Annotated in this window: 24 protein-coding genes; 20 read left to right on the top strand and 4 right to left on the bottom strand. The window is 54.6% G+C overall.

The window, feature by feature from the left end:
* Positions 1–39: 39 nt before the first annotated feature.
* The 14 genes from DFP98_RS33990 to DFP98_RS33920 all read left to right on the top strand — a co-directional run bounded on the left by DFP98_RS33990 (position 40) and on the right by DFP98_RS33920 (position 13,810).
* Positions 40–1,362, top strand: coding sequence for an alpha-L-fucosidase (locus DFP98_RS33990; protein WP_116065081.1), 1,323 nt, complete (start codon positions 40–42; stop codon positions 1,360–1,362).
* A 70-nt stretch (positions 1,363–1,432) separates the two neighbouring features.
* Positions 1,433–2,236, top strand: a complete 804-nt coding sequence (locus DFP98_RS33985) for a lipase family protein (protein WP_116065080.1) — start codon at positions 1,433–1,435, stop codon at positions 2,234–2,236.
* 175 nt (positions 2,237–2,411) lie between these two features.
* Entirely contained in the window at positions 2,412–3,299 is an 888-nt protein-coding gene (locus DFP98_RS33980) for a LysR family transcriptional regulator (protein WP_391574453.1), read from the top strand.
* A 12-nt stretch (positions 3,300–3,311) separates the two neighbouring features.
* Positions 3,312–3,863 carry an NADPH-dependent FMN reductase gene (ssuE, locus tag DFP98_RS33975; protein ID WP_116065079.1) on the top strand — a complete coding sequence of 184 codons (552 nt, stop codon included), beginning with the start codon at positions 3,312–3,314 and terminating at the stop codon, positions 3,861–3,863.
* Between the two features lie 924 nt (positions 3,864–4,787).
* Positions 4,788–5,672, top strand: a complete 885-nt coding sequence (locus DFP98_RS33965; protein ID WP_116065077.1) for a transporter substrate-binding domain-containing protein — start codon at positions 4,788–4,790, stop codon at positions 5,670–5,672.
* A gap of 40 nt (positions 5,673–5,712) precedes the next feature.
* Positions 5,713–6,495: an amino acid ABC transporter permease gene (locus tag DFP98_RS33960; protein WP_116065076.1), complete on the top strand. Its 783-nt coding sequence runs from the start codon at positions 5,713–5,715 to the stop codon at positions 6,493–6,495.
* Positions 6,492–7,202 carry an amino acid ABC transporter permease gene (locus tag DFP98_RS33955; RefSeq protein ID WP_116065075.1) on the top strand — a complete coding sequence of 237 codons (711 nt, stop codon included), beginning with the start codon at positions 6,492–6,494 and terminating at the stop codon, positions 7,200–7,202. The genes DFP98_RS33960 and DFP98_RS33955 overlap by 4 nt, the downstream gene beginning before the upstream one ends.
* Complete coding sequence (locus DFP98_RS33950; RefSeq protein ID WP_116065074.1) at positions 7,199–7,951, top strand: amino acid ABC transporter ATP-binding protein; 753 nt, start codon at positions 7,199–7,201, stop codon at positions 7,949–7,951. Before DFP98_RS33955 ends, DFP98_RS33950 begins: the two co-directional genes overlap by 4 nt.
* Positions 7,952–8,013: 62 nt before the next feature.
* A complete protein-coding gene (locus DFP98_RS33945) occupies positions 8,014–9,042 on the top strand; it encodes an LLM class flavin-dependent oxidoreductase (RefSeq protein ID WP_116065073.1) in 1,029 nt (342 codons plus the stop codon).
* 54 nt (positions 9,043–9,096) lie between these two features.
* A complete protein-coding gene (locus tag DFP98_RS33940; protein WP_116065072.1) occupies positions 9,097–10,260 on the top strand; it encodes an amidohydrolase in 1,164 nt (387 codons plus the stop codon).
* 14 nt (positions 10,261–10,274) lie between these two features.
* Entirely contained in the window at positions 10,275–11,444 is a 1,170-nt protein-coding gene (gene solA / locus DFP98_RS33935; protein ID WP_116065071.1) for an N-methyl-L-tryptophan oxidase, read from the top strand.
* Positions 11,441–11,938: a DinB family protein gene (locus DFP98_RS33930; protein ID WP_116065070.1), complete on the top strand. Its 498-nt coding sequence runs from the start codon at positions 11,441–11,443 to the stop codon at positions 11,936–11,938. Before solA ends, DFP98_RS33930 begins: the two co-directional genes overlap by 4 nt.
* The gene (locus DFP98_RS33925) at positions 11,920–12,453 is read left to right on the top strand and encodes a GNAT family N-acetyltransferase (RefSeq protein ID WP_116065069.1); all 534 of its coding nucleotides are present in this window, start codon (positions 11,920–11,922) and stop codon (positions 12,451–12,453) included. Before DFP98_RS33930 ends, DFP98_RS33925 begins: the two co-directional genes overlap by 19 nt.
* A gap of 28 nt (positions 12,454–12,481) precedes the next feature.
* The gene (locus tag DFP98_RS33920; protein WP_116065068.1) at positions 12,482–13,810 is read left to right on the top strand and encodes an LLM class flavin-dependent oxidoreductase; all 1,329 of its coding nucleotides are present in this window, start codon (positions 12,482–12,484) and stop codon (positions 13,808–13,810) included.
* A 288-nt stretch (positions 13,811–14,098) separates the two neighbouring features.
* Here DFP98_RS33920 and DFP98_RS33915 read toward each other — a convergent pair whose 3' ends face one another.
* From DFP98_RS33915 to DFP98_RS33900, 4 genes are read right to left on the bottom strand one after another with little or no spacing between them, the layout of a single operon-like run.
* On the bottom strand, positions 14,099–15,733 hold the full coding sequence (locus DFP98_RS33915) for an extracellular solute-binding protein (protein ID WP_116065067.1): 1,635 nt from the start codon (positions 15,731–15,733) through the stop codon (positions 14,099–14,101).
* A gap of 35 nt (positions 15,734–15,768) precedes the next feature.
* Complete coding sequence (gene melA / locus DFP98_RS33910) at positions 15,769–17,064, bottom strand: alpha-glucosidase/alpha-galactosidase (protein ID WP_116065066.1); 1,296 nt, start codon at positions 17,062–17,064, stop codon at positions 15,769–15,771.
* 21 nt (positions 17,065–17,085) lie between these two features.
* Entirely contained in the window at positions 17,086–17,979 is an 894-nt protein-coding gene (locus DFP98_RS33905; RefSeq protein ID WP_116065065.1) for a carbohydrate ABC transporter permease, read from the bottom strand.
* 13 nt (positions 17,980–17,992) lie between these two features.
* Entirely contained in the window at positions 17,993–18,934 is a 942-nt protein-coding gene (locus DFP98_RS33900) for an ABC transporter permease (RefSeq protein WP_246016999.1), read from the bottom strand.
* 199 nt (positions 18,935–19,133) lie between these two features.
* On the opposite strand from DFP98_RS33900, the gene DFP98_RS33895 reads away from it, so the two are divergent.
* From DFP98_RS33895 to DFP98_RS33870, 6 genes are all read left to right on the top strand, one after another.
* Positions 19,134–20,708 (top strand): helix-turn-helix domain-containing protein, encoded by a 1,575-nt coding sequence (locus DFP98_RS33895; protein ID WP_116065064.1) that lies wholly within the window; start codon positions 19,134–19,136, stop codon positions 20,706–20,708.
* 31 nt (positions 20,709–20,739) lie between these two features.
* Positions 20,740–22,470: a cache domain-containing sensor histidine kinase gene (locus DFP98_RS33890; protein ID WP_246016997.1), complete on the top strand. Its 1,731-nt coding sequence runs from the start codon at positions 20,740–20,742 to the stop codon at positions 22,468–22,470.
* A gap of 178 nt (positions 22,471–22,648) precedes the next feature.
* Positions 22,649–23,641, top strand: a complete 993-nt coding sequence (locus DFP98_RS33885; protein WP_116065063.1) for an RpnC/YadD family protein — start codon at positions 22,649–22,651, stop codon at positions 23,639–23,641.
* Positions 23,642–23,841: 200 nt separating this feature from the next.
* On the top strand, positions 23,842–24,057 hold the full coding sequence (locus tag DFP98_RS33880; protein ID WP_116065062.1) for a type II toxin-antitoxin system HicA family toxin: 216 nt from the start codon (positions 23,842–23,844) through the stop codon (positions 24,055–24,057).
* 50 nt (positions 24,058–24,107) lie between these two features.
* The gene (locus DFP98_RS33875) at positions 24,108–24,524 is read left to right on the top strand and encodes a type II toxin-antitoxin system HicB family antitoxin (RefSeq protein ID WP_181918116.1); all 417 of its coding nucleotides are present in this window, start codon (positions 24,108–24,110) and stop codon (positions 24,522–24,524) included.
* Between the two features lie 70 nt (positions 24,525–24,594).
* Positions 24,595–25,554: a DMT family transporter gene (locus DFP98_RS33870; RefSeq protein WP_116065061.1), complete on the top strand. Its 960-nt coding sequence runs from the start codon at positions 24,595–24,597 to the stop codon at positions 25,552–25,554.
* The last annotated feature ends 16 nt before the right edge of the window (positions 25,555–25,570 follow it).

The following is a 25,570-nucleotide window of genomic DNA, read 5'->3' as shown; positions in this document are numbered from 1 at the left end:
ATCTAGGGATATCCGATAATCAGGATGGAGGCCAAAGAGATGTCAACCTACGGCGAGCAAATCAGAGAAAGAACGCAATGGTTTCTGCAAGACCGCTTCGGCATGTTTATCCACTGGGGCTTATATGCGATACCGGCCCGCGGAGAATGGGTCAGAAACGGGGAGCGGATCAGCAACGAGGATTACCAGGTTTACTTTGACGAATTTAACCCGGACAAGTACGATCCGAAGGCTTGGGCGAGGGCGGCCAAGGACGCGGGCATGAAATATGCGGTACTGACGGCCAAGCATCACGACGGCTTCTGTCTGTTCGACAGCAAGCTGACCGAATACAAGTCTACCCATACGAAAGCGGGCCGCGATCTCGTACGCGAGTTTCTGGAAGCTTTCCGCGCAGAGGGGCTGAAGGTCGGTCTCTACTATTCGCTGATCGACTGGTATCATCCCGATTATCCGGCCTATGGCGATCGTATCCATCCGATGCGCGACAACGAGGCGTACAAGCGCGATCCGGCAACGTTTGGCACGTACTTGGAATATATGCACGGCCAGGTGCGCGAGCTGCTTACCGATTACGGCAAGCTGGACATTATGTGGTTCGATTTCTCCTACGACGAGATGAAGGGGGAAAAATGGCGCGCGACCGAGCTGATGCAGATGATCCGTTCGCTGCAGCCGCACATTGTCGTGGACAATCGGCTGGAGGCGAGCGGCGAAGAGGGCGGTTCGATTTATTCGAGCGAGCCGAGCTTCTATTCCGGGGATTTCGCTTCTCCCGAGCAGATCATTCCGCCTAGCGGCGTCGTGAACGAGAACGGGGAGTCCATCCCATGGGAAGCGTGCATCACTCTGAACAACAACTGGGGCTATGCGGCCGCGGACAAAACCTACAAAACGGCGAGAACGGTCATCCGCAAGCTGGTCGAATGCGTCAGCAAAAACGGCAATCTGCTGCTGAACGTCGGACCGGATGCCAGAGGAGAAATTCCGGTGGAATCGCTGCGGATTTTGGATCAAATCGGCCGGTGGATGGAGCGCAACGGAGACAGTATCTACGGATGCGGCCAGGCGTCTCTTCCGAAGCCGGACTGGGGCCGTTACACGAAAAAAGGCAACAAGCTCTACGCGCATCTGTTCGAGGAGAGCATCGGCCCCATTAATTTGGCCGGTCTCGCCGGGAAGATCAAACGGGCGCGGCTATTGGCCGACGGCTCCGAGCTGTTCGTCTCCCGTCCGTGGAATGCCGTCATGTACCCGGACGACGCATTCTTTAATTTTGCTCAGCCCGAGCATTTTACGTACCCGCTTCCGGACGATCAGGACACCGTCGTGGAAATTTTACTTGAGGAAGCCGACGGCTAACTAAAGGATAAGCACCAACAGGCGCTCCCGTTAATAGGCTATTGGAAAGGCTTTTACGGGGGCGCTGCCGATGGAAGGGTTCAACAATCGTACGGCGATTTTTCTGGCTGCGGTATGCAGCCAGACCTATGCGCAGTGGAACAACCCGGACGGAGCGTTCGTCGTTCCCCGGCCGTTCGAGTTTGTCGGCGAAATTCGCTCCAAATCGCTGCTCGGCGAATCCGAGAAATTCGGCTTCGTGCTGCAATCCGACACGCATGCGATCATCGCCTTCCGCGGCACAAGCTCGACGTCGGACTGGGCGTCCGATGCTCTGGTCAGTCAGGTCAAATTTAAGTTCGTCAGAAACGCCGGAATGACTCACCGCGGGTTTACCGACATATACAGCGGGGCGAGGGCGGGAATTTCCTCTTGCCTGAGACGGATTTCCCCGGACAAAACGCTGTACGTTACCGGCCATAGCCTGGGAGGGGCGCTGGCGACGCTATGCGCGCTCGATTCGGCGGCGGGAACGAAGTTTCGTCACCCGGTCGTCTATACGTACGCAGCTCCGCGCGCCGGCGATCCGGACTTCGCGAAAGCGTACGACGGCAAAATCGCGCGCAGCTTCAGAGTGTGCAACTCGTTCGATGTCGTCACTCATCTGCCACCCTCGACATTGACGATGCCGAAGACCGACAGAACGTTTTACTACCAGCACGTTCGCCGCTCCGAACAGCTCAGCTTCCACAACGGCTCGGTTGCGGGCAATCACGGCATCGGCAGCTACTATGCGGAATTGGCGGCAAGAGATCCGCTGTTCGCGCTGCAGTTAAGCGAATACAATCCCGGCTTTTGCCCGGGTACTTTCACGCCTCCCCCGCTAGATCCGTAGCTTCGAATAAGCCGAATATCGGTTCTGCCCGTCCTCCCGTATCGGGATGGCGGGTTTTTCAATTTGGAGTCTTGGCGGTTGGGTCGTTTAAATCGTTCCGCTTTACATTCCGATAATTCCGATTTATTATATTGGGTATTGATGACTGAAAATTAATCTTGGAGAAGTTGGGGGGATGGCGGTGAATATCGAAAACGTCGAAGCGTTCGTATACGTCATCCATTGCGGGAGTTTCAATAAAGCGGCGGAAGCGTTATACTTATCCCAACCGTCGGTTACGGCACGCATCCAGTCGCTCGAACGCGATCTCGACTGCAGGCTGTTCGACCGTCAAGGCAAGGCCGTGCGAATTACGGAGGAGGGCAGAAGATTTCTGCCCTACGCGCAGCAACTGCTGCTGACCTATCAGAAAGGGAAGCTGCACGTCAACCGAAAGAAGTCGCTCCCCGAAGAGATCAAGATCGGCTGTACCGTAACCGTGTCGAATTACGTCGTCCCCGAGCTGCTTCCGCGGCTGACGGCTCATTTTCCGAATACCCATTATAAGTTTGTGACGGGAACGACCGACGAGATCGTGGGTAAGGTACTGAACAAGGAAGTCGATATCGGCTTCGTTCGCGGAGTGAATCATCCGAACCTGCATTCCGTGAAATTTTACGAGGATCCGATTTCCTTATACGTTTACGAGGATCATCCGTTTATCGGGATGGAACGGCTATCGGTGGAGCAGATCGCTCGGCAGCCGCTCGTCTTTTTCGAATGTGGAGCGCTCGATTGGCTGAGAATCCACCGCATCTTCGAAAATCTCGACCATCCGCCGAATATCCGCATTCAGACGGACAATTCGGAAATGGCGAAGCGGCTTGTTCTCGGCAGGACGGGCATTTCGTTCCTCCCTGGGCTTAGCGTAAGGCAGGAGGTCGCGTCCGGCAAGCTTGTTCCGCTTCGCATGCCGGAGACGGACGGTATCGCCCTGCAGACGAACGTCATCTCCAATCCGGGGGAGCACGGACAGTTTCTGAACGAAATTATCGCAATCGGCCAACAATTCAACGCCCAATAGGAGGAGTAGAGCATGAGTCAAATCGTCATTATTTCGGGGAGTCCGACGCCGGGTTCCCGTTTGAACGGCCTTATTCAGCGGGTTGAGGACAATTGGAAGCAAAAAGGTCTCGAAATCGGCCATATTCACGTCGCGGATCTGCCTGCCGAAGCGCTGCTTCATGCGAACTTCAAGGATGAGGCGATCCTCGCCGCGCTTGCGCAGGTGGAAGCCGCCAGCGCCGTCGTGATCGCAAGTCCGGTCTATAAAGCGTCTTATACGGGTATTCTGAAAGCCTTCCTCGATCTGCTTCCGCAGACTGGACTCAAGGGCAAAATCACGCTGCCGCTGTTTATCGGAGGCACGATCGCGCATTTGCTCAGCCTGGATTACGCGCTGAAGCCGGTGCTGTCGGTACTGGGCAGCCGCAACATTCTGGGCGGCGTGTTCGCAATCGATCAGTGGGTGCAGCGGCTTGAGAACGGCGGCCACGAGCTGTCCGAGGAACTAGGCGAACGGCTCGACCGCGCTTCGGACGAATTGGCCGAAGAGTTGGCCTGGCTTAGCGCTCGTTCCAACGCATAGTTTAGCAGAGGCTGTCCCAAGTAGGCGGGGCAGCCTTTTACTATCCCCGACGCCTACTGACCGCGACCAATAAGACCGTCCCACGTACCTATTCGCACTCCCGCCAGTTGACTGAGACAAATAAGACCGTCCCAGGCACCTATCCGTCTGGCATCGACTCAGATGGATCGAATAAGTCCCTCCCAGACACCTATACGTATGGCATCGACTCGGATGGATCGAATAAGTCCCTCCCAGGCACCTATACGTATGGCATCGACTCGGATGGATCGAATAAGTCCCTCCCAGGCACCTATCCGTCTGGCATCGACTCGGGAGGATCGAATAAGTCCCTCCCAGACACCTATACGTCTGGCATCGACTCGGATGGATCGAATAAGTCCCTCCCAGGCACCTATACGTTTGGCATCGACTCGGATGGATCGAATAAGTCCCCCTCACATACCTACTCCTCCTTTACTCCTTCAACATTAGCCTGGGTAGATCGTTTAAGACTGCCCCACTCGCCAAGTCGCATCATACGATTTCCGTATCAACCAAATTTCCGCGATAATTCCGGACTCTTCTGAGGTGCCGGCTCGACAGTCGAGCCTTTCGCAATCTATGCACTCCCCATACCCAATGAACTCCCCGTACCCAATGAACTCCCCATACCCACTGTACTCCCAGTGTCCACTGCACTCCGCCCCCACTGCACTCTCCTCGCTCTCCATCCTTCTAGCGCCCCACTACAGCCCCACCTTCATCCCCACCGCCCAAAAAAGTCGTATCGGATTATTGAATCGATCGATAGAAGATCTCTATTATCAAATCCATTGACGGCAAAATAGCTCAGGTGCTATTGTTAATCCCAACAATAATTCTTACTTATCGGGTAGGAATTATAAGGTTAACAAAACAAAGAAAAGCGGAGGGAACCTCACTATGAAAAAAACCAGTCTAGCCATCGTTATTCTTACATTCTCGCTCGCCTTAACCGCGTGCGGAGCGAAGGGCAACAATGCGGCCAACTCCTCGTCGCCCTCGCCCGAAGCGCCGGCAGCAAGCCTGTCGTCCTCGCCGAGCCAGTCGGCTGGCACCGAAGCGGAGCCGGCAAAAGTGACGAAGATCATCGTCGGCACGGGCACGCAGTTTCCGAAAGTGTGCTTCATCGACGAGAACGGCAAGCTGACCGGCTTCGATGTCGAGCTCGTTAGAGAGATCGACAAGCGGCTGCCCCAATACGAATTCGAGCTGCAGACGCAGGAATTCAAAAGCCTGCTGCTCAGCCTCGAAACGAAGAAAATCGACTTCGTCGCCCACGAGATGGAGAAAAACCCCGAACGCGAAGAAAAGTATTTGTTCAACAAAGAGCCTTACGCGCACTGGAGAAACAAAATCGTCGTCGCCAAGGACAACGACTCCGTTCAGACGCTGGACGACTTGAAGGGCAAGAAGGTGCTGGTAGGCGCGACAAGCGCCCAAGCGCAAATTTTGGATAACTATAACAAAGCGAACGACAACGCCATCAAAGTTGTATTCAGCAACGGAGGCGCCAACGACACGGTCGAGCAGATCGTTAGCGGTCGGGTGGACGCGACGCTGGCCGCCGATTTCGCGCTGTCGCTCATCGATCCGGAAGCCAAGCTGAAGGCGACCGGCCCGGCGCTCTCCGAAGCCGACATCCTGTTCATGTTCCGCAAGAACGACGCGGAATCGCAGCAGCTGTCAGACGCCATCGACGGTGCAATCAAGGAACTGAAAGCCGACGGCACGCTCGGCAAGCTGAGCACGGAATGGCTGGGCGGAGATTTTACCGCCGAAGAATAAACAGCCGCAGAAATAAAAAGGCGAGAGGATGAACCCCCGCATGGGTGCCCAATTCGATATTCAGTATGTGTTCGAATATTTCGTGAAGCTGCTGCCCTTCATTCAAATTTCTCTATTTATCGTAGCTTCATCGATCGTGCTGGGTCTTCTGTTCGGCCTGCTGGCCGCGCTACCTCGCTTGTATCGCGTTCCCGTGCTGCAGCGGCTATCCCAGCTTTACGCGTCCTTTTTCCGGGGCACGCCGATTTTGATACAGCTGTTCCTGCTCTACTACGGGCTTCCGGAAGTGCTAAAGCTGGTCCATATCGACATTACGCGGCTACCCGTGCTTGTGTTCGTCATTCTCGTCTATGGACTGCATAGCGGAGCCTACGTATCGGAAGGCATCCGGGCGGCGGTAAGCGCGGTGGATCGCGGTCAGGTCGAAGCTGCGTACGCGGTCGGGATGAACGGGTTTCAGGCGTTTACCCGTATCGTTTTTCCGCAGGCGATTGCGATTGCGGTGCCGATTCTCGCGAATCTCGTCATAGCCACGCTGAAGGACACGTCGCTGGCATTTACGCTTGGCGTAATGGAACTGACGGGCAAATCGCAGACGCTGGCGACGATGTCCCGGCATTTTATCGAGTCGTATATTGCGCTGGCGGCGGTTTACTTTATTCTCAGCATCGCTCTAGAGAGGCTGTTCCTGCTCGCCGAGCGCCGCATGCTGAAGCATGAACGCGACACCGGCAAGACAGAGAGAGTCCCACTCGGGAAAAAGTGGCTGAAAAAACGCACGAACGCCGCAATCGCGTTGAGCAAAGGGGGCACGGGCGCATGAGTCTGGATTTCTCGTTTATTTGGACGGCGTTCGTCAGCCTGCTGACTGCCGTGCCGACAACGCTCAAAATTACGGCTGTATCGGTGCTGTGCGGCTTTGCGATCGGCACCGCTATCGCGCTGTGCCGCATGTACAGAGTTCCCGTGCTGCACCGGATCGCCGCCGCTTATGTGACGGTTATCCGCGGCACGCCGATGCTGACGCACCTGCTGATCCTATACTTTGCGATTCCGCTAATCGTAGACGGTTTGGCGGAGCGGTTTGATTGGCCGATCCGGTCGGCGCAAATTCCGATGATCGGGTTTGCGTACTTGTCCTTCTCGATTACCGCGGGGGCTTATCTGTCCGAGGTCGTTCGCTCCGGCCTGCTGGCGGTCAGCAAGGGCCAGATGGAAGCCGCGCACGCGGTCGGCATGACGACGCCGCAGGCGCTGCGACGGATCGTGTTTCCGCAGGCGTTCGCGGCGGCATTGCCCAACCTGACGAACAGCGTGATCGGCATGCTGCATGGCTCCACGCTCGCCTTTACGGTGTCGGTCGTCGACATCAACGCCCAGGCGGAGATCGTGGCGACGACGAACTGGAAGTTTTTCGAGGCGTATTTGGCTGCGGCGCTCCTGTTCTGGGGAATGACGGTACTGATCGAACGGCTGTCGGCGCTGCTGGAAAGAAGAGTCACCCGATACAGTCGAGGAGGTGTCGCATGATCAAGCTGACCGGAATCCGCAAAGCGTTCGGCAAAAACGAAGTGCTGAAGGGAATCGATCTGACTGTGGACAAAGGCGAGGTCGTCGCAATTCTCGGGCCGAGCGGTTCGGGCAAAACGACTCTGCTTCGCTGCATCAACTATTTGGAGAGGCCGAGCGATGGGGAGATCTCGATCGACGAATTCGCCGTCAACTGCCGCAAGCCCGCCAAGAAGGACATTCACGCGCTTAGACGCAAAACGGCGATGGTGTTCCAGCAGTACAATTTGTTCCGGCACAAAACCGCGCTTGAGAACGTGATGGAGGGGCTCGTCATCGTCAAAAAGCTGGCGAAGGAGGAGGCGCGCAGGAGGAGCGTCGAGTTGCTGGAGAAAGTCGGACTCAGCGACAAACTGGACGCTTATCCGAGTCAATTGTCCGGAGGGCAGCAGCAGCGCGTCGGCATTGCCCGGGCGCTAGCGCTGAACCCCGAGGTCATTTTGTTCGACGAGCCGACCTCGGCGCTTGATCCGGAGCTGGTGGGGGAAGTACTCTCCGTTATCCGCAAAATCGCCAAAGAAGGCATTACGATGATTATCGTCACGCATGAGATGGGCTTCGCCCAAGAGGTGGCAAACCACATCGTGTTTATGGAGGGTGGCTCGATCGTCGAGGAAGGACCGCCGAAGACCATTTTCCAATCGCCCAAGGAGGAGAGGACGCGACAATTTCTGGTCAGGTTCAATTCGGAAAGCAGCTATTCGATTTAACCTCCTGAGACGCATTGCGATTAAAGAGGGCTTTTGAACAACTACGGAACGGAGAGATAGAGATGACGCTTAAACTCGGTATTTTGGATCAAAGCATCGTATTCCCGGGCCAGACGCCGTCCGAGGCGCTGGGCAATACCGTTCGTCTCGCTCAGCTTGCGGAAGAGCTTGGCTTCGAACGGTTTTGGGTGTCCGAGCATCACGACTCCCCGCAGATGGCCGGCGCTTCCCCGGAGGTGCTGATCTCCCACCTGCTGGCCCGCACGGACAAAATCCGCATCGGCTCCGGAGGGGTGATGCTTCAGCATTACAGCCCGTACAAGGTGGCGGAAAATTTCAACGTGCTCGCCTCGCTTGCTCCAGGAAGAGTCGATCTCGGCATCGGACGCGCTCCCGGCGGGCTGCCGCGTTCGACAAGGGCGCTGCAGGAGGGCGTCGCCGAGCCGGAGTCGCTGGAGGTGAAGCTGGCTCAGCTTGAGCAGTATTTGCGCGGACCCGTCACCGACGATGAACCGCTCGCCGGCTTGCAGGCCAATCCGCTGCCGGTGCAGCCCGCCGACGTTTATCTGCTCGGAACGAGCGTGTCCAGCGCCAGGCTGGCGGCGGAGCGAGGATTTCCTTACGCGTTCGCGCTGTTCATCAACAATGACCCGGCTGCCGCAAAAGAAGCGTTCGACGCGTACCGAGCCGGCTTTAACCGGGCCAAGGGAGGGGAGCCGCGCACGCTGCTTGCCTTGTCCGTCATCGCGGCGGACACGGAGGAAGAGGCGGCCGAGCTTGCCGGCCAGTTCAAGAACGTACGCGTGACGCTGGCCAGCGGCAAAACCGTTAACGTAGGCTCGCTTGAGCAGGCGGAGGAGTTCGCCCGCCAGGCCGGGGAGACGTATACGGCGGAGGTGCGGGACGCCGACATCACGCAAGGTACGAAAGAGACGGTGCGCCGTCGATTGCTGGAGCTGCAGCAAACCTATGGCGCAGACGAATTGATCTTCACGACGATCATCCCCGATTTTGAGAAACGGGTGCGCTCGTTCCGGCTGCTGAAGGAGGCGTTCGAGGAACAGGAGCAATTCGAGGAACAGCCTGCCTAGGGGCTATTGGTCCGCTTTTGTCCCAAAACGGAAGCAAGGAGGTGCAAGATAGAGATGAGTACATTCGCGGCTGAGCCGCTATACGAGCAATTAGTCGCCATCAGGCGCCAGCTTCATGCCCATCCGGAGCTGTCCCATGAAGAGTTCGAGACGACTGCGACGATTCGAGGTTGGCTGGAAGAAGCGGGGATTCGTATCGCCGACTATCCGCTGCGTACCGGCGTCGTTGCCGAAGTCGGCGGCTTGCTCGGGGGACCGGTCATCGCCATTCGCGCCGACATCGACGCGCTTCCCCTGCAGGAAGAGACCGGACTGCAGTTCGCTTCTCGGGTTCCGGGCAAAATGCACGCCTGCGGGCACGATTTCCATACGGCCGCCGTTCTCGGAGCCGCCCTGCTGCTGAAGAAGCGGGAGGCCGAGCTGGAAGGCACGGTTCGCTTTCTGTTCCAGCCGGCCGAGGAGAAGGCGAAGGGCGCAGCGCAGGTGATTGCAAGCGGCGCATTGGAAGGCGTTAAAGCCGTGTTCGGACTGCACAACAAGCCGGACCTGCCGGTCGGCACGATCGGTATTAAAGCCGGTCCGCTGATGGCCGCGGCCGACGGCTTTATCGTCGAGGTGAAGGGGCTCGGCACGCATGCCGCAGTACCCGAGGCGGGCATCGATCCGATCGTCGCCTCCGCGCACATCATAACCGCGCTGCAGTCGATCGTCAGCCGCAACGTCGGCGCTCTGGACGGCGCGGTCGTCAGCGTGACGCGGCTGAACAGCGGCACAGCGTGGAACGTTATCGCCGAACAAGCCGTGTTCGACGGCACGCTGCGGACGTTCGACGAGAAGGTGCGAACGAAGGTGCGCGAGCGCTTCGAGCAGATCGTCACCGGCGTCGGCGCGGCGCTTGGGGCACAAGCCTCAGTCCGCTGGCTAGACGGCCCGCCCGCCGTCGTCAACGATCGCCGCTGGGCCGAGGCGGCGGCCGCTGTCGCCAATTCGATCGGCTTGCATGTCGTCGAGCCGTTGCCTTCCCCTGCGGGAGAGGATTTTTCCTTCTACTTGCAGCATGTTCCAGGCAGCTTCTTCTTCCTCGGCACTTCGGGACCGCAGGAATGGCACCATCCCGCTTTCGATGTCGACGAGCGCGCGCTGCCGATTGGGGCTTCATTTTTCGCTGCGCTCGCCGTCGACGCCTTTGCGCGGCTGTCGGATTCGTCGCTGAAATAAAAGGAGGGAGCGCCATGCGCAAACTATACGACGTGATTATCGTAGGCGCCGGATCGATGGGGATGAGCGCGGGCTACGAGCTGTCCCGCCGGGGGCTTAAGACACTGCTGATCGACGCCTTCGATCCGCCCCACGCACAGGGCAGCCATCACGGAGATACGCGCCTCATTCGGCACGTCTACAGCGGCGGGCCGGACTATGTGAAGCTTGCGCTTCGAGCCGACGAGCTGTGGCAGGAGCTGGAGGGCGTTTCCGGGGAGAAGCTATTGGAAAGAACGGGGGTGCTAAACCTGTTCGATCCTTCCGTCTATTCCTACGCGGACAGATTCCAATACTCGGCGGAGCTTGGCGTTCCGTTCGAAGAGCTGAGCACGGAGCAGGTGCGGGATCGTTGGCCAAGCTTGCGCGTTCCCGATTCCTATCGGGCCATGTATGAACCGAACGCGGGTTTGCTGTATAGCGACAAATGCGTGACCGCCTTCCGAAAGCTGGCTTTACAGACCGGAGCCAGGCTGCTGACGGACACGTTCGTCACGCGCATCGAGCCGTCCGCCTCGTTCGTGACCGTGCATACGGACAAGGGCGTATATGCGGCGAGCAGCGTGATCTTGAGCGCCGGGGCATGGTTCCGGACGCTGGAGCCGTTCGTCCGCCTGCCGATTCGCGCCGTGCGCAAAGTCGTCGGCTGGTTCGAGCCGGGGACGACTGCATACGACGCGGACCGATTCCCCGGATTTACGTTCGGAGACGAGACGGGAGGCTACTACGGTTTTCCGAGCGTTGGAAGCTCCGGAGTCAAAATCGGCCGCCACGACACCGGCGGAGAATGGAAGCCCGGCGAGGAGCTTGCGCCGTTCGGGACCGCCCCGGAGGATGAGGAAGATTTGCGACGAGCGCTCGACGCTTTCCTTCCAGGAGCGGCGGGCAGGCTGCTGCGCGGCTCCGTCTGCAAGTACGAGCATACGCCGGACGAACATTTTATTATCGATAGGCATCCCGAGCATGCAAACATTTTGCTGGCAGGCGGATTTTCCGGTCATGGATTCAAATTTGCCAGCGTTGTCGGCGAGCTTCTCGCCAACCGGATTGAGCTGGGCAGGTGGGGGCGGGAGATTGAACGTTTTTCCGTCTCGCGTTTCTCCGCTTCCGGCATCTCTCATTCTCAAGGAGGCGTACCGTCATGAGTCAAACCCCAATCTCGATAGAAAGTTACGTTCGTACCTACGACGAGTTGCAGGAGGCCATTGCCGGCTTATCCGACGAGCAGCTCGTCTGGAAGGCGTCGGAGAAGTCCTGGAGCGTAACCGAGGTGCTGACGCATCTGGCCGATCACAATCTCGTCGTTTCCTTCCGCATTCGCGAGGTGCTGGCCGGTTCGGAGGTTCGCCTGCCGGCGTTTGCCCAGGACGAATGGGTCGCCGGTCAGCGGGCGAACGCCGCCAAAGCCGCCGACGTGCTGGCCGCTTTCCGCGCGCTGCTGCTCTACAACAGCCTGTTGTTTCATCGATTAACCGTCGAGGACTGGAATAAGTCGGGTGTGAACTTCAAGGGACAGACGGTGACGGTGGAGGCTATCGCGCAGTCGTTCATCAACCATGTGCACCATCATTTGGGGCAGATCGATCGCATCAAGCAAGCGGGAGAAAGCGGGTGGGGACAATGCCAAGCGGCCAAGTGATCGTTCGGTATGCGGAGGAGCGGGATCGCGCCGCGATCTTGAACGTGCTTCTTGGAGCATACAGCCAGTATGAGGCCGCGTTGTCGCACGAACGGTGGACGCAGTACAAGGAAAGCATCGCGGAAGCTGTCCATTCGCCGACGACGAAGGCGAGACTGGCGGCCGAGCTGGACGGAGAGCTTGTCGGCAGCGTATTTATTTACGATTCGGCGGAAACCGCCTACGGCTCGCCGCAGCTCGAAATCCACAACCCGATCATCCGACTGCTGGGCGTTCTGCCGAATGCGCGCGGCCACGGAATCGCCACGGAGTTGATCCGGGCCAGCGTTCGTCTGATCCGGGAATGGGGAGCGGATACGCTGCATCTGCATACGTCGGACATGATGGAATCCGCGGTCAGGCTGTACGAACGGCTTGGCTTCGAGCGGGCTTACGATAAGGAGTTTCACAACGGGGCCGTGCTGGTCAAGAGCTATCGGCTGAAGCTGGCGGACACGGCGCTGCTTAACGTATAAGAAGTATAAATCCAGGGAGGAACCGGACATGGCGCAACGCAAAAAAATCAAATTCGGAGCGATTATTCACGGAGTGGGAGGCAATATCGCGGGGTGGAGGCATCCGGAGGTTCCGGCGGACGCCAGCGTAAGCTTTCCGTTCTACCAGCGGCAAGCGCAAATTGCCGAGGCCGGCAAAATTGATCTTGTCTTTATCGCGGACGGTCTCTATATTACCGAGAAATCGATCCCGCATTTTCTGAACCGTTTCGAGCCGCTAACGCTGCTTTCCGCGCTAGCCTCGGTTACGAGCCGCATCGGGCTCGTCGGCACCTTGTCGACTTCGTATAGCGAGCCGTTCACGGTTGCGCGCCAATTCGCCTCGCTCGATCATCTAAGCGGCGGCCGAGCAGGCTGGAACCTCGTCACTTCTCCTCTTGAAGGCTCGGCTCGCAACTACGGGAAGCCGGAGCATCCGACGCACGACGAGCGGTACAAAATCGCCGAAGAGCACCTTGAGGTGACGAGAGGGCTGTGGGACTCTTGGGAGGACGACGCGTTCGTTCGCGACAAACAATCCGGCGTGTTTTTCGATCCGACGAAGCTGCATCGGCTTAATCACAAGGGGGAGCATTTCAGCGTGGAAGGGCCGCTGAACATCGCGCGTTCCAAGCAGGGACAGCCGGTCGTGTTCCAGGCCGGATCCTCGGAGAGCGGCAAAAACCTTGCGGCCAAAGGCGCCGACGCCGTCTTTACCGGACATGAGACGCTGGAGGAAGCCCAAGCTTTCTACAAAGATGTAAAAACGCGGACGATCGGTTACGGCCGCGAGGCGGACGACATCGTTATTCTGCCGGGCATCTCGCCGATCATCGGTCGGACGCAGGAGGAGGCCGATCGCAAATACGAGGAGATCGCCAGCCTTGTCAGCATTGAGAAGGCGCTCGATTATCTCGGCCGCTTCTTCGAGCATCACGATTTCTCGCAATATCCGCTTGACGAGCCGTTCCCGGACATCGGCGACTTGGGCAGCAACAGCTTCCGCAGCGGCACGGACAAAATCAAGCAGCAGGCTCGCGAACAAGGGTTGACGCTGCGTCAGGTGGCGCTGCGCTCGGCAACGCCGCGCGGACAGTTCGTCGGCACGCCGGAGCATATTGCGAATCTAATTCAGAAATGGTACGAGGAGGAAGGAGCGGACGGCTTCATTATCCATTCCCAGCTTCCGAGCGGTCTGCGCGACTTCGTCGAGCTGGTGATCCCGATCCTTCAGGAGCGCGGTATCTATCGGACCGAATACGAAGCGGACACGCTGCGCGGCAACCTGGGCCTGAAAATTCCGTCCAACCGCTACTCCGCCGCCGAAGTGAATAGCTGAGTGGGTTTCGGTAAGTGGGGGCGTACTAGATGATCGATCAAGAAAAAAGTGCATGTATCTCCTGAGACTGCCTCATACGGTCCTGAAATTTCCCTATTACGGGTTTAAAGTACAAATTTCAGGAAACGCTTTTGGGGCCCCCGCAAAGTAATCGGAATAAGCTTCGAAGCTTAACGTCACTTTGTGGGGTATCTCGCATCGTAAGGAGATACATGCACGGTAATGCTCTATCGATCATCTTTTCGTACGCTTCTTTTTACTTATGAGACAGACGAATCCCGAACCTAGTTACTTCCACAGATTAACGCGCTCGGCGTAATTTTTCGAATAGATTTCTTCAATCTTCTCCGCCTTGTTGGCTTGCAGATTGCCGATCATTTTGTTGTATGCGTTCTCCGCTTCCGCTGCGGATTCGGCATAAACCATCGACGTAAAGCCCTTGTCCACGATGTCTTTCACCTTCTGCTCGATCAGGGCGTCGGGCGTTCCGCCTAGCGGACCAAGATTGTCGTAGAGCGAAGTGTCCCAAGTAGAATCCTTCATGGAAATCAAGGCGTGAGCGCTAATCGGATCTTTGTCGTACTTGGCCGCAAGGTCGTAAGGAGTTCCGTCCGTGCCGTTGCCGTTCTTGATGAACCAGGTCCATTTCCGGATGCCGGTCGTCTTCGAATATTCGTTCCAGTTGTCCTTAAAGCCTTGAAGCACTTCAGGCCGAGGCGTATGTTTGCCGTCCTTCATATCCCAATGCGTGCCTTCGAGTCCCCATTGCAGCAAATATTGTCCTTCTTCGCTAACGAGGAAATCCATCATCTTGATCGTCTCAACGGGATGCTTGTTGGAGACGGTAATGCCGATCGCGTCCCAGCCGAGCGAGCTTCTTGGACCGAACGTAGTTTGCGAAGGATCCACGCCGTCCGCGACGACCTTGAACGAATAGAACTGCTTGTCGGTCTCTTCGCCGAATTGCTCCTTCAGCAGGCGGTTCGGCTCCGTCGGAAGTCCGCCTCCCGTTGCGAATACTCTTCCGCTTGTCGTCTTCTGATCGTAGATTTGCGTTTTGTTAACCGCCCATTCCTTGTCCAGCAGTCCTTCAGTTTGCAGTCCGTTAATGAACTTGATCATCTCCAAATAACGGGGATGGCGTACGTCCAGTTCCAGCTTGCCGTCGACTTCGTAATAGCTTTTCATGCCGTACATACCTTTGAAGGTACCTACGATGGTCGGCATATGATCCGCGTTAAGGGTAAAAGGAATCGAGTCCTTGCCGTTAACCTGTGGATATTTCTCTTTGAATTTGCGCAGCAAGTCGACGAATTCCGCTTGGGTGAAGCTTTCGCCTTTCTCCGCTTTTTCGCCGTAGCCGAATTCTTTTAAGATATCCATTCTCATATTGATGCTCCAACCCGGATCCGGGTCCATGCCGTACCAGTTGTTCAAATAATAATTTTTGCCGTCCTGATAGCGGCTTTTGTTCAGTACATCGCCGTACATCTCCTTGATGTTGGGACCGTATTGATCGATCAGGTCATTCAGTGGAACTAAGGCGCCTGCGGCGATATATTTATTGACGATGTCGCTGCGACGATCCATCAGCACGATATCCGGAAGATCGTTGCTGGTCAGCATCAGATTAAGCTTTTCGTCGGGATTGCCCGTCGGCTGCTGAATCTGGAACGTAATTCCGGTCCTTTTCGTAATTTCCTGCGCAACGGGATTGTTGAATTGGTCGCCCGTGTTTTTATCGAAAAAGCTCAGCGTGATCGTTTCTTTCTTCTCCGGCTCCGAGCCTGCCGACGATTGTCCGGATCCCTGGGCAGCCGGCGATTGCGCCGGATCGTTGCCCGATTTGCCCGAGCAAGCGGTCATCAGCAGAACCAGGGAAAGCATTCCCGCAATCGCAATCTTTCTGTTTATCTTTAACATGGTCGTATCCCCCTTAGAGTAGGCTCCGCATAAAATTACTTGATATAAGACAAGAAAGATTGATTGGCTTCAAGCATTTCGTCGCACATGCTGACGATGTCGTCGAGCGACAGCTCGGCGGAGGTGTGCGGGTCCAACATGGCGGCATGGTAGACATGCTCCCTTTTACCCGTTAATGCGGCTTCGATCGTCAACAGCTGCATATTGATATTCGTCCGGTTAAGCGCGGCGCATTGCGGCGGCAATTCCCCGAAGCGCGTAGGAAGAATTCCGTTGGCATTCACCATGCAGGGAACCTCCACGCACGCTTTTTCCGGCAGATTGCTGATCAGTCCGCCCGTATTCAGCACATTTCCCGCGATTTCGAAGGGGACGTTCGTTTCCATTGCTTCCATAATGTAAGAGGCATATTCATGGGAGCGCTCATGGGTGAGATTGCGATTCTCGATCATGTCGTTGACTTCCTTCCAGAAGGAAGCTTTGCCTTTTCCCCAGTTTTTATATCCGTTCGTAGGCAAGGAGTACTTTTCTTTAAGCTCGGGATAACGCTGCTTGTGATAATACGGCACATACTCCGATCCATGCGAGCTGGATTCCGTAACGAAGTAGCCGAACAGCTTCATGAAATCGTAGCGCACCATATCCGTATGAAGCTCTGTGCGGTCGGCGGCTCTGCGTTTGATTTCCGGATAGAGATCCTGCCCGTCCTTCGTAATCTCCAGCAGCCAAGCTTGATGGTTAATGCCGCCGATTTTCCAACGAACGTCCCGATGATCCATTCCCAAGCCTTCCAGCAGCTCGCGGGCACAGGTTTGGACGCTATGGCACAGTCCTACGGTTTTGATTCCGGTTGCTTGCTGCATCGCGCCGGTGACGATCGCCATCGGATTCGTATAATTCAGCATCCACGCATCGGGACATACTTCCTCCATATCCTTGGCCATATCCAGCATGACGGGAATCGTCCGAAGCCCCCTGAACAGGCCTCCCATGCCCAGCGTGTCGGCTACCGTCTGATAAAGTCCGTATTTCTCAGGAATCTCGAAGTCCGACGAAATTGTCGGTATCAATTCTCCTACGGCGATCGCGTTAATGACATAGTCCGCTCCGCGCAGCGCTTCCTTACGGTCCGTATAGGCTTTGACAGTCGCCTTGCCGCCTAGGTTTTGATTGAGGTTTTGCAGCATTTTTTCCGATTGGCTCAAGCGCTCCATATTAATATCGTACAAGGCCATATGGGCATTCTCAAGCGATGGCGTTCTCATGCAGTCTCCAAGAATATTTTTAGCGAATATCGAGCTTCCCGCTCCGATGAAAGTAATTTTAGGCACTCGAATGCCTCCTTGATTGAATTAGTTTTTGACGGCTCCGAGCAGCATGCCTTTCAGGAAGAACCGTTGGACAAAAGGATAGACGAGAATAATAGGCAAGGTAGCGACCATCGTCACCGTCATACGAATGCTCTCGCCCGTAACCGGTATTTTCTTGGATTCATTGGCTAGCTGCTGCGCTTCGTTAAGCATATCTCCGGTTTGATATTGATTGAGAATTTTCACCAGCACGGCCTGCAGCGTCTTGAGATCCGGGTTGTACGTATAGATGTAGGAGTCGTACCAGGCGTTCCAATGAGAGATCGCCGAGAACAATCCGACGGTGGCCAGCACGGGAACGCATACCGGCAAAATGACTTTAACGAAGATTTTCACGTCGTTGGCGCCGTCGATCTGGGCCGATTCCTCAAGCTCCCTCGGCAGTCCCTCCATAAAGGTACGGATCAGCACCATCCAAAAAATATTGATTAATCCCGGAAAAAGAAAGACCAGGAAGTTGTCAATCAAACCCAACGACTTCACGATCATATAAGTCGGGATCAAGCCTCCGCTGAAATACATCGTGAATACGAAAAATAAATTGACGAATCTGCTCCCGACGAGATCTTTCTTGCTCAACACGTAGGCGAGAAGGGCGATACAGAAAACGGATAGCGGTACCCCCAGAACCGTACGGAGCAGCGTCACTTTAACCGAGGTTAGAATCTCCGGATTCGAGAAGACGGCGGAGTAGCTTTCCAGGCTAACGTCGCGCGGCCAGAGCAGAAATCCGCCCCTTAAGGAATCGGTTCCGTCGTTAATGGACAAGACAAAAATTTGCCAAAAAGGAAAAAAGGTCACAAGGAACAACAGACTTAGAAATCCGTATAACAAAATATTGCCCGACCAGTTCATCAGCGTATCCCGACTTCTCATGTTTCCCTCCTCCTTAGAACAGCGAATTATTGTTCATGCGTCGGGCCAGAGAGTTAACGCCGAGCACCATGATGAAAGCGACGACCGACTTGAACAATCCGACTGCGGATGCATAGGAGAACATGCCGTTCTGGATGCCGTAGCGGAAGGAATACGTATCGATAACGTCGGAATAATCGCGATTAAGCGAATTGCCCAGCAGGAAATATTGGTCGAATCCGGTATTGACGATGTTCCCTACGGCAAGAATAAGCAAAATTACGATCGTCGGCTTAAGCAGCGGCAGAGTGATATGGAAGATTTGCTTCACTCTCGTCGCTCCGTCTACTTTGGCGGCCTCGTATAGCTCGGGGTTAATCGAGGCAATGGCGGCCAAATAGATGATCGAACTATAGCCCATTTCCTTCCACGTATTGGCTCCGGCGACGATTCCCCAAAAGTATTTCCCTTCCTGCAGAAAAAGCACGCTTTCCTTGGTCAGGCCGAGCAGCTTCAGCAGTTCGTTAACGACGCCGTCCGCGGACAACAACGTGACGAAAATATTCGCCGCGATTACCCATGAGATAAAGTACGGCATGTAGGACGCCGTTTGGACGATGCGCTTGAAGGATGCGCTTCTGACCTCGTTCAGAGCAACGGCGATGAGGATCGGGACCAGAAATCCAATGCCGATCGTCAGCATGCTCGAAACCAAGGTATTTCTCATAATCAATAAGAAATCGTCCCCCGCGAAGAAGAGCGTAAACCACTGAAACCCGACGAACTCGCTGTTCAGGAAGGTCGACCAGAAGTTTCCGAGAGTCGGCTTGTAATCCACGAATGCCATATACAAGCCCAGCATCGGCCCGTAGGAGAACAGAATGGCCCAGATGAATCCGGGGACAAGCATGAGATAAAGATAACGCTGCTTGACTATTTTTTTACTTAGTTTGAGTCTCGATGCCTGATTGATCACGCTGATCGGAACCACCTCATTTCGTAAGCGCCGGCCGCTTGTCTCTATTATTGGGCCGCCGAATCGCGATATCCATAACGAGTTCCACTGATTTATACCGCAAACGAACGAAACTGCTTCGGAGCGAATTGACAGGCATTTTACGAGAGTGGGATACTTAGAATCATTCAAATCGCGGCGACAAGGGGCGAGATACGGGATGCATACGATTCTTCTGGTGGATGACGAACGTCTGGAGTTGGACACCTTGCAGAACTTCGTGCCTTGGCCCGATATGGGCTTCGAGATCGTAGGAACGGCCAAGAACGGGAAAGAGGCTTTAGCGAAAATCGGCGAGCTGCTTCCGGATATCGTCATTACGGACGTCAAAATGCCGATCATGGACGGAATAGAATTCGCGACGATCGCCCGCGGTCTGCTTCCCCACCTTAAAATCGTCTTCCTAAGCGGCCACGACGATTTCCTCTATGTTAAATCCGCGCTTCATGTGGAAGCGATGGGCTACTTGCTCAAGCCGCTAGATATGGGGGAGCTTCGAAGTCTGATGGAGAAGGTCAAGCTGAGATGCGCGGATGAGCAGCGAGTCAAGCTTTCCTCGCGTGCGCTGGCGATCCAATATATTAAAGATCTGCTGAACGAGAAGGACGAAGCCGTCCAGAAATCAAAGGCGGATGAAATTCTAAGCTTAAAGCTTGAGCTCCTTATCTCGGAAACCGGAAAATTCACTTTTTCCCTGATCACGATCGATGAATACGCGGCCTTATCGAGATATGTAGCAGACGGTCCAGCGGCAATCCTGAGGATTGAGAAAGAGATCGAACGTCTGGCGATCGGACACGGCGCATTGATCGTCTCCTTGAACGAACGCCAGCATCTCGCGATCAGCGCTAACGAGCCGACAGACAACGTAATGCCCTGGTACCGGGAGCTGGGCTCCTTATCCCAATGGGTCACGTTATGCGCTCATCCTCAACCGGCGAAGCTGGAACGGCTCTCCGATTTGTTTCGAGTTTTGATGGACATGCGGGATCGTCATGTTTTCCTGTACGGAGCGGGTCATTTGATCGTCGCGGACGAGTTGGCGGAGCAAGCTTCCTTGTCGGCAGCTTCCTTCGCCGAACGGACACCTTCCGTCGATTCCCTACATGCGAATATTCGGCAAGGGAAGCCGCAGGAGGCTGCCGTTTGGTTGCGAGATTATTTCTCTTCCTTGATCGAAGGAGCAGGGATGTCTATCGAACCGATCGAGCAGGCATGCTTAAGGCTTCTAGATCAAATCTACGGGGAACATGTAGCGGCCCATCTCGGAATAAAAGAAAAAATGGAGGACAAAGCGGCATTGATCGGCAAGCTGGCCGTGATCGAGAGCGTGCCTTACATGGAGCAGACGATACGCAAAACCGTCCTGAAGCTGATCGAGCGCATCGCCGAGCAGGAGACGGACAAGCATGCGGTAACGGTCGGCCAGCTTAAGAAGCTGATTTCGGAACAATATGCCCAGCCGCTTACGATCGAATATTTGGCGGAGCGGGTGTTTATGTCTCCGAATTATTTGCGCACCATTTTCAAAGAGCATACAGGAAGCACCGTTCTCGAATACGTAACGCAAGTTCGAATGGAGCATGCGTCGAACATGCTGCGCAACAGCGCGCTTAAAATCCATGAAATTTCGTTAAAAGTCGGGTACGAGAATCCGTCGCATTTTTGCGCCATTTTTCTGAAGCGAATAGGACTAACGCCTAACCAATACCGCAAACAAACGTTAAGGCTGTGAGATGATGCTGCGGAAAATGAAGCTCTTTTTCATGAATTTGCCGATTCGGGGGAAGCTGCTCGTCTTATTTCTGTTTGCATCGGTTATACCGCTGCTCTTCGTCTCCTTCTATTCCTACACCGTCACCGAACGCCAATTGGTCAGGCAAACGCACGAGAATATGAATACGATGAATGCCCAAATCAATAACAACATCGAGAACCGTCTGGAAACGTATAAACAAATATCGAGCCTGCTTTACATGGACACGACTTTGAAGGAATATTTGGCCCAAACGTACGACAAAAGCATCGAGTTCGTGGAAGCCTACGACTATATCAACGACCTCTTATATGGCGTGATGGCCGCCAATGCCGATATTGAGGCCATTACTCTGTACCCGTACAACGAGACGATTCCGAGCGACGGCTTGTTCGTCAAGCACATCGACGAGGAGCTAAAGTCCCAAAGCTGGTATGAAAAGCTGTCCAAGTCGTACGGAGACGCGATCTACAGCATCGTGAACAGCGATAAAGCGAACTTCACCTTGGCCAGATTGCTGAATAACCATAGGCTGCAGTATCCTTACGGAATTCTCACGATCGATATTAAAGAGAACGTGCTCTACTCGCTCTACGAGAAGGAAACGTTAAACAAGGATATTTACATCGTTAACAGCGACGGGATCATTCTTTCGGCCAAAAATAAGGAGCAAATCGCCAAGCCTCTGTCCTCCCTGATCGGATCCGGCCCGTGGGAGAACGGGAGCGTAGGGACATTCGAAACGGACATCGACGGAGAGCAATCGTTGATCGTGTACAACAGCATGAAGTTCGGTTGGAAGACGGTCTCTGTCGTGCCGCTCGGCTTCGTCTTATCCGACGTCCGGCAGGAAACCAATCGGATGCTGCTGATGTCCGGATTAAGCGTTGTGCTGGCGGTCGTGCTTATTTTCCTGACCTCGCGCTATTTTTCGAATCGCTTCCTGACGCTTTACCGTTACATTCGCAAAGTGGAGAACGAGGATTTCATCTTTGATACCCAAGGATGGGGAAGGGACGAGATTGGGCAGTTCGCCGAGGCTTTTCATGTGATGAGACATCGATTAAACGAACTGATTAACGAAGTATATAAGAAAGAAATCTTGAAGAAGGAAGCCGAATTATACGCACTGCAAAGCCAGATCAACCCGCATTTTCTATACAATACGCTGTCGATCATCTCGTCTCTCGCTATCCGCAACCAAGATCCGGAAGTCGGCAGAGTCGTATCCCATCTCTCCAATTTCTATAAGACGTCTCTCAATAAAGGGAAAAAGAATATTCTTGTGCAGAAGGAATTGGACATTACCCGTCACTATATCGCGATTCAACAGATGAGGTTTGAGAGTTTATTTCGAGTTCACTGGCAGATCGACGAGTCGTTATATCCTTATCCCACTTTAAAGCTGATGCTGCAGCCTTTTGTCGAGAATGCCATCAATCACGCTATATGGGACGACAACCAAACTTTGAATATCATTATTCGTCTGTATCGCGAAGGCGACGGGATGATCTTCGAAGTCGTCGACGACGGGGCGGGAATGACCGCGGAGCAGGCGGGGAACGCTTTGCAATCCCATATGGACGCCGGATACGGCATCCGTAACGTCCATGAGCGGATTCAGTTGGCCTACGGGCCGGGCTACGGCGTTGAACTGTTCAGCAGAAGAGGCATCGGGACTCAGGTGAGAATTAAGCTGCCTTTGAATATGGGCTCCCCGCCTCCTTCAGGAGAGAGCTAATTGAACGGGCTACCGCAGGCTGGGAGGCTTATCGGACTTTACTTGCGAGCGCGCGTCTGCTACAATAAATCTACAAATTAAGGAATTTCGGTGAGTGAAGCACACTCCATTGCGCGCTTGAAGCGCTCGGGGGTGTGCTTTTTTTTGTGCCATGAAGCCGGAAAGGAAGTGTAGTATAATGAAGCCATCGGATCGCGGCAATAAGGAAAGACTTAAGCTCGATCAAATGCTGCGCGTTCTGTTCCGCCTATCGAAGCGGCTGACCGTGCAGCTCGTCAACGGCTTGTTCGGAGAGCAGTTCGCCAGCGAGGAAGTTCAATCGATTCACTACGGCAACTCGGAGTTTGTGACGGACGCGTACGATCGCATTGTCGGCGATCTATTTTTGAAGCTGACGACCGTTCGCGGCACTTATCATTATCATGTCGAGTTTCAGACGTTAAACGATCAGTCGATGATCATTCGAATGTTTAGATACGGCTTTGAAAAAGCGGTGGAATTGGCGGTCGGGGTTGAGGAAGACAACGAACCGCAGCTGCTGGCGTTTCCCCGTCAAATCGTCATTTTCCTGGAGGAAAACGAAGCGATCGGCGACGAGCTGGCATTTCGCTTGCGTCTGCCGAACGGCTCGGAGACGGTCTACACGGTTCCGACGCTGCGCTACTGGACGCTAACCCCTCGCGATTTGCAGGAGCGCCGCTTGATCGCTTTGCTCCCCTTGCAGGTGTTTCGTTCACGGAAAAGCATGCGCGGCATCGCGTCAAGCGGTCGATCGGACGAAGAGAAGAGGCGGTTGTTCGCCCAGGAGTTCGAGCGGCTTAAGGCCGTTGTCGGACAGACGCTGGACACGATTCGGGATTTGCACCAGCAACGCCTGCTGCGGCTTGGCGACATCGACAGGCTGCTTCGGGTTCTCGACAGCATCTTAAAATATTTGTACAACAGCTACGGCGACGATCAACAAACCGAGGAGGTTAGCCGAATGATCAAGACGTTCATAGACCCCGAAGTGTTGAAGAGGGGGAGGAGAGAAGGCGAGAAAGAGGGGATTCAAAAAGGAAAAATTACGGTGGCCCGCAAGCTGCTGAAGCTCGGAGTCGATATCGGCACAATCGTAGAAGCGACGGAGCTGAGCGAGGAAGAAGTTCTGAAGCTGGGTAAGGAAAAATGAAGTGATAACATCATGGCTAAGTATCGCTCTACCTATTCACTGTGGCAGTTCAACTACAAAATAAAGCGATTCGGTGAGTGAAGCACACCCCTATGAGCGCCTAAGCGTTCGAGGTGTGTTTTTTTTGTTCCATGATATCGATCAAAATTGACGCGTGTTATTTATGCGCATTATAATAAAGGTAGAGAGTAGGAGACGAAGTGGGCAAACAACGAACGGTACGAGAAGTGCTAAAGGCTCTCAAACAGGCCGGATTCATTGAATCCCCTAATCATGGTAACAAAACAAGCCATCGGCGATACCTAAACCCGAACGACCCAACCAAATTCGCCGATATCAGCGTTCACGGTCTTGGTGACACATTGGCCAAAGGTACACTAAAAAGTATCGAACGCCAGTCTGGGATCAAATTCTAATTCCGGATGTTGACTACTTCGTGACTTTATTTAAGGGAGCGTGATTGAATTTGGAAAAGAAAAATCACTTTGTATATCCGATTGTCGTCGAAAAGTTGGAAACTAATCTGAGTATGTATTTTCCTGATTTTCCCGGAACGGCCGTAACAGCTACGGATCTAATAGAAGGACTCCCCAGGGCGAAGGAACTGCTTGTCACCCGTGCACTCGAATTAGAAGAGGCAGGCATTTCTTACCCTGAGCCGTCTGCGCCTGAATCGATCGAACTGGAAGATGCAAGCGACAAAATCGTTTTTGTCGAAGTATACCTTCCTCCCTACCGGGATGAAGCTGCAAACAAGTCGGTTACGAAAAACTGTACATTGCCGAAATGGCTTAGAGATGCCGGTGATGAGGCTGGGCTTAACTATTCTTTAATCCTTCAGAATGGGTTAAAAGAAGCGCTCGGGATAAACAACCAGCAATAAAATCAGATAATCGCGGACTTTTTGGATACAGGAATTAAAAACGCCCGCAAACATGGGGAGACCAACACGAATGAAATGGACAACGGAGAAAATATTTACGCACCCGCTCGGCATATTGGCCGCAGCGACGGGTGCTACTTTTTTGTGGGGAAGCGCGTTTCCGATCATCAAGCTGAGCTACGCCGAGCTGGAGATCGGGAAGGGGCAGGTGTACGAGCAAATCTTATTCGCGGGATTCCGGTTTACGATGGCGGCGCTGCTGATATTGGCGCTCATGAAGCTGATGGGCAGAAGCGTCGGCTATCAACGCGGCTCATGGCAGGGCGTAGCGAAGATCGGGCTTTCCCAGACGCTGCTGCAATATGTGTTTTTCTACTATGGCATGAGCGGCTCGACTGGGGTGCAGGGCTCGATTTTGGCCGGGACAACCTCCTTCTTCCAAATTCTCATCGCCCATCGGATGTATGCGGACGACCGGATTACGTCGCGCAAGCTGACCGGACTTGTCGTCGGCTTCGCCGGAGTTGTCGTAGTCGGTTTGTCGGGCGGGGCGACCGGCGTTCATTTTGGCTTGGCCGAAGTGTGTCTTCTGGCAGCGATGTTTTTCGGAGGCTTGGGGAATGTTCTGTCGAAAAAAGAATCCGTACGCCTCGATATTCTATACATGACCTCTTACCAGATGCTGCTCGGCGGGCTTGCGCTTAGTACGATTGGTGCGGCAGGCGCGGGCGTTATGCCTTTTGAGTTTACTTGGCGCGCCATCGGCATGCTGCTGTATCTTGCAGTATTGTCGGCGCTTGGCTTCGTGCTGTGGAATACGGTCATGAAATACAACCAGGTGGGCAGCATCTCCATGTATCTGTTCCTGATTCCCGTATTCGGCGTATTCCTGTCGGCATGGCTGCTGTCCGAGCCGCTGCACTTGACCGTTTGGCTGGCGCTTGCGCTGGTCGCGGGCGGAATCGTCATCGTCAACCGCAAGCCCACCCCGGCCGATCCTGCGCCGACGGGAGCTCGGCTTAAAGCTTGATCGTGCCTGCATCGGC

The sequence above is a fragment of the Cohnella phaseoli genome (genome assembly GCF_003386235.1).
GTDB classification, from domain to species: Bacteria; Bacillota; Bacilli; order Paenibacillales; family Paenibacillaceae; genus Cohnella; species Cohnella phaseoli.
This window is presented reverse-complemented; position numbering and strand designations above follow the sequence as displayed.

Excerpts from the sequence above, each read along its gene's own strand:
- DFP98_RS33990 (WP_116065081.1), top strand. The coding sequence starts at position 40 with ATGTCAACCTACGGCGAGCAAATCAGAGAAAGAACGCAATGGTTTCTG.
- DFP98_RS33985 (WP_116065080.1), top strand. The coding sequence starts at position 1,433 with ATGGAAGGGTTCAACAATCGTACGGCGATTTTTCTGGCTGCGGTATGC.
- DFP98_RS33980 (WP_391574453.1), top strand. The coding sequence starts at position 2,412 with ATGGCGGTGAATATCGAAAACGTCGAAGCGTTCGTATACGTCATCCAT.
- ssuE (WP_116065079.1), top strand. The coding sequence starts at position 3,312 with ATGAGTCAAATCGTCATTATTTCGGGGAGTCCGACGCCGGGTTCCCGT.
- DFP98_RS33965 (WP_116065077.1), top strand. The coding sequence starts at position 4,788 with ATGAAAAAAACCAGTCTAGCCATCGTTATTCTTACATTCTCGCTCGCC.
- DFP98_RS33960 (WP_116065076.1), top strand. The coding sequence starts at position 5,713 with ATGGGTGCCCAATTCGATATTCAGTATGTGTTCGAATATTTCGTGAAG.
- DFP98_RS33955 (WP_116065075.1), top strand. The coding sequence starts at position 6,492 with ATGAGTCTGGATTTCTCGTTTATTTGGACGGCGTTCGTCAGCCTGCTG.
- DFP98_RS33950 (WP_116065074.1), top strand. The coding sequence starts at position 7,199 with ATGATCAAGCTGACCGGAATCCGCAAAGCGTTCGGCAAAAACGAAGTG.
- DFP98_RS33945 (WP_116065073.1), top strand. The coding sequence starts at position 8,014 with ATGACGCTTAAACTCGGTATTTTGGATCAAAGCATCGTATTCCCGGGC.
- DFP98_RS33940 (WP_116065072.1), top strand. The coding sequence starts at position 9,097 with ATGAGTACATTCGCGGCTGAGCCGCTATACGAGCAATTAGTCGCCATC.
- solA (WP_116065071.1), top strand. The coding sequence starts at position 10,275 with ATGCGCAAACTATACGACGTGATTATCGTAGGCGCCGGATCGATGGGG.
- DFP98_RS33930 (WP_116065070.1), top strand. The coding sequence starts at position 11,441 with ATGAGTCAAACCCCAATCTCGATAGAAAGTTACGTTCGTACCTACGAC.
- DFP98_RS33925 (WP_116065069.1), top strand. The coding sequence starts at position 11,920 with ATGCCAAGCGGCCAAGTGATCGTTCGGTATGCGGAGGAGCGGGATCGC.
- DFP98_RS33920 (WP_116065068.1), top strand. The coding sequence starts at position 12,482 with ATGGCGCAACGCAAAAAAATCAAATTCGGAGCGATTATTCACGGAGTG.
- DFP98_RS33915 (WP_116065067.1), bottom strand. The coding sequence starts at position 15,733 with ATGTTAAAGATAAACAGAAAGATTGCGATTGCGGGAATGCTTTCCCTG.
- DFP98_RS33905 (WP_116065065.1), bottom strand. The coding sequence starts at position 17,979 with ATGAGAAGTCGGGATACGCTGATGAACTGGTCGGGCAATATTTTGTTA.
- DFP98_RS33895 (WP_116065064.1), top strand. The coding sequence starts at position 19,134 with ATGCATACGATTCTTCTGGTGGATGACGAACGTCTGGAGTTGGACACC.
- DFP98_RS33890 (WP_246016997.1), top strand. The coding sequence starts at position 20,740 with ATGAATTTGCCGATTCGGGGGAAGCTGCTCGTCTTATTTCTGTTTGCA.
- DFP98_RS33885 (WP_116065063.1), top strand. The coding sequence starts at position 22,649 with ATGAAGCCATCGGATCGCGGCAATAAGGAAAGACTTAAGCTCGATCAA.
- DFP98_RS33870 (WP_116065061.1), top strand. The coding sequence starts at position 24,595 with ATGAAATGGACAACGGAGAAAATATTTACGCACCCGCTCGGCATATTG.